Origin of the sequence: Spirosoma sp., assembly GCF_048594605.1 — a bacterium.
Taxonomy (GTDB): domain Bacteria; phylum Bacteroidota; class Bacteroidia; order Cytophagales; family Spirosomataceae; genus Spirosoma.
Map to the genome: position 1 here is coordinate 1 of NZ_JBMDWV010000337.1, position 5,868 is coordinate 5,868.

At 47.5% G+C, this 5,868-nt stretch carries 6 protein-coding genes and 1 tRNA gene; 3 read left to right on the forward strand and 4 right to left on the reverse strand.

The window, feature by feature from the left end; all coding sequences use genetic code 11:
- Positions 1-215: hypothetical protein (locus ACOJS8_RS20495; protein ID WP_420150416.1), on the forward strand; the 215-nt coding region annotated here is incomplete at its 5' end.
- Positions 216-349: 134 nt separating this feature from the next.
- Here ACOJS8_RS20495 and ACOJS8_RS20500 read toward each other — a convergent pair.
- The 3 genes from ACOJS8_RS20500 to ubiE form a co-directional block, all read right to left on the reverse strand.
- Positions 350-427: transfer RNA gene (locus ACOJS8_RS20500), tRNA-Val, on the reverse strand.
- 125 nt (positions 428-552) lie between these two features.
- The gene (locus tag ACOJS8_RS20505; protein WP_420150417.1) at positions 553-1,266 is read right to left on the reverse strand and encodes an outer membrane beta-barrel protein; all 714 of its coding nucleotides are present in this window, start codon (positions 1,264-1,266) and stop codon (positions 553-555) included.
- On the reverse strand, positions 1,263-2,012 hold the full coding sequence (ubiE, locus tag ACOJS8_RS20510) for a bifunctional demethylmenaquinone methyltransferase/2-methoxy-6-polyprenyl-1,4-benzoquinol methylase UbiE (RefSeq protein WP_420150418.1): 750 nt from the start codon (positions 2,010-2,012) through the stop codon (positions 1,263-1,265). The genes ACOJS8_RS20505 and ubiE overlap by 4 nt, the downstream gene beginning before the upstream one ends.
- Positions 2,013-2,173: 161 nt before the next feature.
- Here ubiE and ACOJS8_RS20515 point away from each other — a divergent pair, with 161 nt between their 5' ends.
- Together ACOJS8_RS20515 and ACOJS8_RS20520 are read left to right on the forward strand one after the other, a co-directional pair.
- Positions 2,174-3,382, forward strand: a complete 1,209-nt coding sequence (locus tag ACOJS8_RS20515) for a dipeptidase (protein WP_420150419.1) — start codon at positions 2,174-2,176, stop codon at positions 3,380-3,382.
- Between the two features lie 153 nt (positions 3,383-3,535).
- On the forward strand, positions 3,536-4,843 hold the full coding sequence (locus ACOJS8_RS20520; protein WP_420150420.1) for a Gfo/Idh/MocA family protein: 1,308 nt from the start codon (positions 3,536-3,538) through the stop codon (positions 4,841-4,843).
- A gap of 172 nt (positions 4,844-5,015) precedes the next feature.
- Here ACOJS8_RS20520 and ACOJS8_RS20525 read toward each other — a convergent pair.
- The coding region (locus tag ACOJS8_RS20525) for a Nif3-like dinuclear metal center hexameric protein (protein WP_420150421.1) at positions 5,016-5,868 on the reverse strand (853 nt) is incomplete at its 5' end.

Here is a 5,868-nt window from a genome sequence, read left to right on the forward strand (position 1 = left end):
GAAAGTTCGACGAATGGACTCGAAAAGCGATTCCTTTGCAGAACCTAGTTACCAGATTAGCCGTTAGCGACTACCTTGAGAAACACGCCTACAGATCTAATTTAGATTTACGCGATTTATTGGTATTGCCACAATGGAATACAGGGGAACAAACTATTTATGGCGAGCCACTATCTGTATCAGCCTCGCCGGATTATCCGTCGGATTGGGATTAGTAAATCAGCGAGATAGATTTAGCTGAATCTCATATTCTTGGACTGAATATTAGCTTATCTATACATGTTTCAACCAGCGTTTCAACCGAAACAAAAAAGCACTTAACAATATCTGTTAAGTGCTTGATTTTCAGTGGTGGGAGTTGACGGGTTCGAACCGCCGACCCTCTGCTTGTAAGGCAGATGCTCTGAACCAGCTGAGCTAAACTCCCTTTAATCCGTCTTGCTATTGCCTTTGGGAGTGCAAATATACGTGAGTAAAACAGCTATTTGCAAGCAAAAAACACAAAAAAATCGTTTTTTTTATAAGCTACTGATATCCAGCTAACTTAATCAGTTACTCAAAATTCAGCAGTAACGTTACCGAGTGCGTTGTCAGTTTACTAATTCCAACACCAGCTGCATTGTTGCTAGGCTGATATAAATTCACCAACCCATGCGAAAAACGAAGTTCCGGAGCAAATTTAAAAAACTCGAAAAACTGCTCAAACCCGACACCGTACTCAACCGCAAAATCCATATTACCTGTACTAAGCCGACTTTGACCCTGGTTTTCTTTTTTCCGCACGTTTGTCTGAATACTGAATGTGCCGCCCGCTACTAAGTACATTCGGCTGTTGTTACGTCGTTCAGATTTGTATTTAAGCAACATGGGAAAGTCGAGCCAGGTTGACTCGCGAGTTTCGGTCTTTGATTCACTGTTTGGATAATCGTAATGAACCTCCCGGCTTACCAATGAAACCGACGGAGTAAGACGGAAATCGAAACGGTCATTCAGAAATGCATTAATGACAAAGCCAACCCGAAAATTGGGCTTGTTTGGCGAATAAATACGGTAAGCGGAATCGGCTTTTAAAAATGCCGGGCTGTGCGTAATGCTAAAGCGATTAATAGGTGCAGCAAAGAAAAAACCGTAGTGAATCGCCTTGTCGTCGTACCGCTCAAGGTGTTTCCGAACGTATTTGTACGAAGACTGAGCCTGACTGTTGCTTTGAAATAGAAGCAACGTTAGAATAATTAGCGCTACGTATCGAATGATACGATCTGTCATGGCCGCGCTGGTTTGTGGCCTATATAGATTGAAGCGATGCCAAAGGTGAGCGGTATCCATTTAGTAGTGGTAAATCCAGCGGCTTCATAGATACGCAGAAAGTCGGGACCGTCGGGGAAAGCCTGTACCGATTCGGGTAGGTACGTGTAGGCTGACGAGTCCTTGCTAACTACGCGCCCAATAAGCGGCAGGATAGTCCGGGAGTAAAAACGGTATAATTGTTTAAACGGAAATTGACGCGGATTCGAGAATTCCAGCACGACACAGACACCACCAGGGCGCGTTACGCGGTTCATGTCGGTTAGACCTTTGAGCAAATTTTCGAAGTTGCGTACACCAAACGAAACGATAACAGCATCAAATTCATTGTCTGCGAATGGTAAACCTTCTGAATCGCCGGTTCGCATCTCAATAATATGATCAACTCCCCTCTTCTTCATTTTCTCGCGCCCAATAGCAAGCATACCTTCTGAAATGTCGACACCGACGATTTTTTCGGGGTTCAGCGTAAGTGCCTCCAAAGCGAAGTCGCCCGTTCCAGTAGCAATATCCAGGATCGTTCCAGGATGAAAAGCAGGAGATTTACTGGATCGGAGTTCACGAATGGCCCGCTTACGCCAAAGAATATCGATGCCACCACTTAGTACGTGGTTTAGAAGGTCGTATTTGGGCGAAATGTTGTCGAACATCTCGGCAACCTGCTCGCGCTTGGAAGTGTCTTTGTCTTTATAAGGAACAACGGCCATAATTGAATGACTGAATTGTTAAATGATTTACTTCCGGGTTATAGGCACTCACTGGATGTTACAAAGGTAATGCCATAACCGCAGGGTTCTGCCGAAAGTTTGTCATTTCGGGAGTCAATACGTAGATTCGAGTCAGTCTCTTTTATACAACCTCATCCGTTATGCTTCCGTTTCTGCTCCCCGTATTACTCGGATTAAATGCATTCATTACAGCGTTACCCGAAAAGGATGACCCGATTATAAAAAAAGCCCGTAAAATTCACCAGAAGGTACTCACACTCGATACACACGCTGATGCGCCAATAATGATGCAAAAGCCTGGCTTTGATATGGGCACTACGCACGATACAAAACGGGATGCGTCGCAAATTGATTTTCCCAGAATGAAACAGGGCGGCATGGATGCTATGTTTTTTGCCGTCTATACATCGCAGGGGCCACGTACCGATGAAGGCCACGCCGAAGCGAAACGTAACGCCCTGAATCAATTTGACCTGATTCATAAAGCCCTGAAGAAATACCCGAACCTTGCTGAATTAGCTACGTCGCCCGAAGATGCATACCGAATTCAGAAAGCGGGCAAACGAGCAATTTTTATTGGCATGGAAAATGGCTATCCCGTCGGGAAGGATCTGTCGTTACTGAAAACGTATTACGATCTGGGTTGCCGATACATGACCCTCACCCACTTTGCCAACAACCTGATTGGGGATTCGCCAACTGACCCAGACGGGCCCATGTACGGCGGCCTCAGCGATTTTGGTAAACAGGTTGTGCCTGAAATGAACCGGCTTGGCATCCTGATCGACGTATCGCACGTAGCCGACAGTACGTTCTATGATGCGCTGGCTTTATCGAAAGCTCCCGTTATTGCCTCTCACTCCAATTGTCGGGCTCTCTGCGATTTTCCACGTAACATGACCGACGACATGATTCGGGCTATTGCAGCAAAAGGGGGCGTAGTACAGGTAAATTTTGTAAGTGACTATCTCAAAAAGCCATCCGATGCGCATCGGGCGGCCAAAACCAAAATACGTATGGCGCGCGTTGGCAAAGTGCCTTCGGCCCAAATGGAAGCCCGCATTCAGGCCCTAAGCGATTCAGTATCCAAAGTTTATGCCTCTGAGCGTGCCAGCTTAACCGACATTGTGGATCATATCGATCATATTGTGAAATTGGTGGGCATAGACCACGTTGGCATTGGCTCAGATTTCGACGGGGGCGGTGGCGTCAATGGCCTTGAAGATGTTAGCCAGATCGAAAATTTGACCGTTGAGCTTACTCGTCGAAACTATTCAGAAGCCGACATTGCCAAAATCTGGGGCGGCAATCTGTTACGGGTTCTGGGACGAGCAAAAGTATCACCCTAATGTATGAATGTGATAGCATCCTATTTCCATACCGACTGGACTGGCTGGGACGATGATTTGGAAAACTGACGGTAAAAAACGTTCAGACTCATCTTTGAGACAGTAAATACCTACGAACGGTTTAGCGCATAAACGTTACTATCACTTTTCTCAATGAATCGTACTGACTTCCTGAAAACATCGGCTCTGGCCGGAGCTACTTTGATTACGGACCCAAAGCAGGTTCGCGCGTTTATTACACGCCAACCAACTCAAAAATACCGCACTGCTCTGGTGGGATCGGGTTGGTGGGGCAATAATATCCTTCGTTGTGCCGTCCAGGCTGGCGAATCGAAGATTGTGGCGCTTTGTGATGTAGACAGTCGTCAGCTTCAGAAAACGAGCGATGAGCTAAACAAATTAACGTCCGACAAACCAAAGCTCTACAAAGATTATCGGGAAATGCTGGCCACCGAAAAGCCACAGATCGTGATTGTTGCTACGCCCGACCATTGGCATCCACTTATTGCCATTGCTGCCATGAATGCGGGAGCACACGTGTACGTTGAGAAGCCTATCAGCCATACCATCAATGAAGGGAAAGCAATGGTCAAAACGGCCCGGCAAACAGGACGTATCTGTCAGGTAGGAACGCACCGGCGCGTATCACCCCATAACGTATCAGGCATGGAGTTTCTGAAATCCGGGAAAGCAGGGAAAATCGGAATGGCTCGTGCCTTTGTGTATTACCCTGGTGGCCCCGGCAAGCCAACACCCGATGCCGAAGCGCCTAAGGAAATGGACTGGAATATGTGGTGCGGACCCGCTCCGCTACGTGCCTATAACCCGACCATGCACCCCAGAGGCTGGCGTAATTACCTGGATTATGCAAACGGTACATTAGGCGACTGGGGTATTCACTGGCTGGACCAGATTCTGTGGTGGACGGATGAAAAACACCCGCGCAAAATTTACTCTACGGGCGGGCGACCCATTCGACAAGACAGCACCGATGCCCCTGATCACCAAGTTGCTACGTTCGAGTTTGAAGGATTTACGGCTTTGTGGGAGCAACGCGCTTTTGCCGGAAATACGGCCGAAAAAACCCATCCGCAGCAAGCGGTAGGCGTTTATTTTTACGGAACTGAAGGTACGTTTCATATGGGCTGGCTTGATGGCTGGACGTTCTACCCATCCGATCCGAAAAAGCCAGTTATTCATCAGGATGCTCAGCTGGACAAACCTGACGATCAGAACATTGCTTTGCTGTGGGCCAATTTCCTCGATAGTATTAAAAACAATAAACCGCCCGTCAGCGATATTGAAATCGGCCATCGCTCTACCAACATGGCGTTGCTGGGAATGCTGTCTATGAAACTTGGACGTAGCGTGGAATGGAATGGTAGTCAGATTCCGAACGATCCTGAAGCCAACAAGCTACTAAGTCGTGCTTACCGGGGCGAATGGCAATATCCAACGTAAGTCAGCTATCGCTAACTCGGGTTAGAATTGATCAGCCAGGGGCTGCAAAGATTTGCTGTTGTAACAGTAACCCAGAAAGTCTTCCTATAAAATATAACAATAACGGTATTAACCGGCCTTAGAAGCAAAAGCCTCAACTAGTTACCGTTGAGGCTTTTGCTTTATGATTAAATCATTTGCCAGACTTATCCGGGCGCCAGAAGGGTTCAGGCGATGGGATGAAATCAATTGGCACTTCGGAAATAAAGCCTTTCAGCCACTCCGCACAGTATTTCATACCGGCCTGCTCAGACACTAAATGCCCCAGAATAATTAGTGCTTTGGGTTGTCCGGAAGTGATGGCGTCCTGCACATATTCCACCAGTTCCCATTCGTGCGTCTCGCCCACGACCAGTACGTCGGCATCAGCCAGGAAAGGAATACCCGGCATCAGGCTTACATTCCCCCAACTCGCCATGACCCGCTTAACCGGTAGTTGAGGATTCCCCACTACGCGCATTGTACGAATATTCAATTTAGAAGCCATCTCCTGAGCCAGACGCGCCAGCGTAGTCTCCGGAAAATTGAACAGTCGAGGATTAGTAGAATCTTTATTTTTCTCCCAGTTCAGTTCACGGATCATACCCGTAGCAATCCCATCTGGACGACGACCATGCCAGTGGTCATGAAAATGAAAGACCGCCAGGCCTTTTTGCTGGATAAACTCACGCTTTTGTAAATAAAGTGAATCCTTTTCGATGGGCTCGGTTCGATCCTGGTGCGAGTAGAATGTTGGCTCATGGGTAATAATCAGGTTGAGCCCTTTGGCCGCGGATCGCTGAAGCGCATCAAGCGTAGCCATCATCGTACTGGCAATACCCTTTACAGGTAACTCCGGCGCACCCATAATCAGGCGATCTACAGTCTGCTCACGCCAGGCAATACCTACCTGCGCTTTGATTCGGTCAATGACCTGCCCAACAGTAAGCGATTGATCAGGGAGGTTCAGCTTTGGTCTAAACGCAGTGAGACCAAGGCTGGCCATT

Excerpts from the sequence above, each read along its gene's own strand:
- ACOJS8_RS20505 (WP_420150417.1), bottom strand. The coding sequence starts at position 1,266 with ATGACAGATCGTATCATTCGATACGTAGCGCTAATTATTCTAACGTTG.
- ubiE (WP_420150418.1), bottom strand. The coding sequence starts at position 2,012 with ATGGCCGTTGTTCCTTATAAAGACAAAGACACTTCCAAGCGCGAGCAG.
- ACOJS8_RS20515 (WP_420150419.1), top strand. The coding sequence starts at position 2,174 with ATGCTTCCGTTTCTGCTCCCCGTATTACTCGGATTAAATGCATTCATT.
- ACOJS8_RS20520 (WP_420150420.1), top strand. The coding sequence starts at position 3,536 with ATGAATCGTACTGACTTCCTGAAAACATCGGCTCTGGCCGGAGCTACT.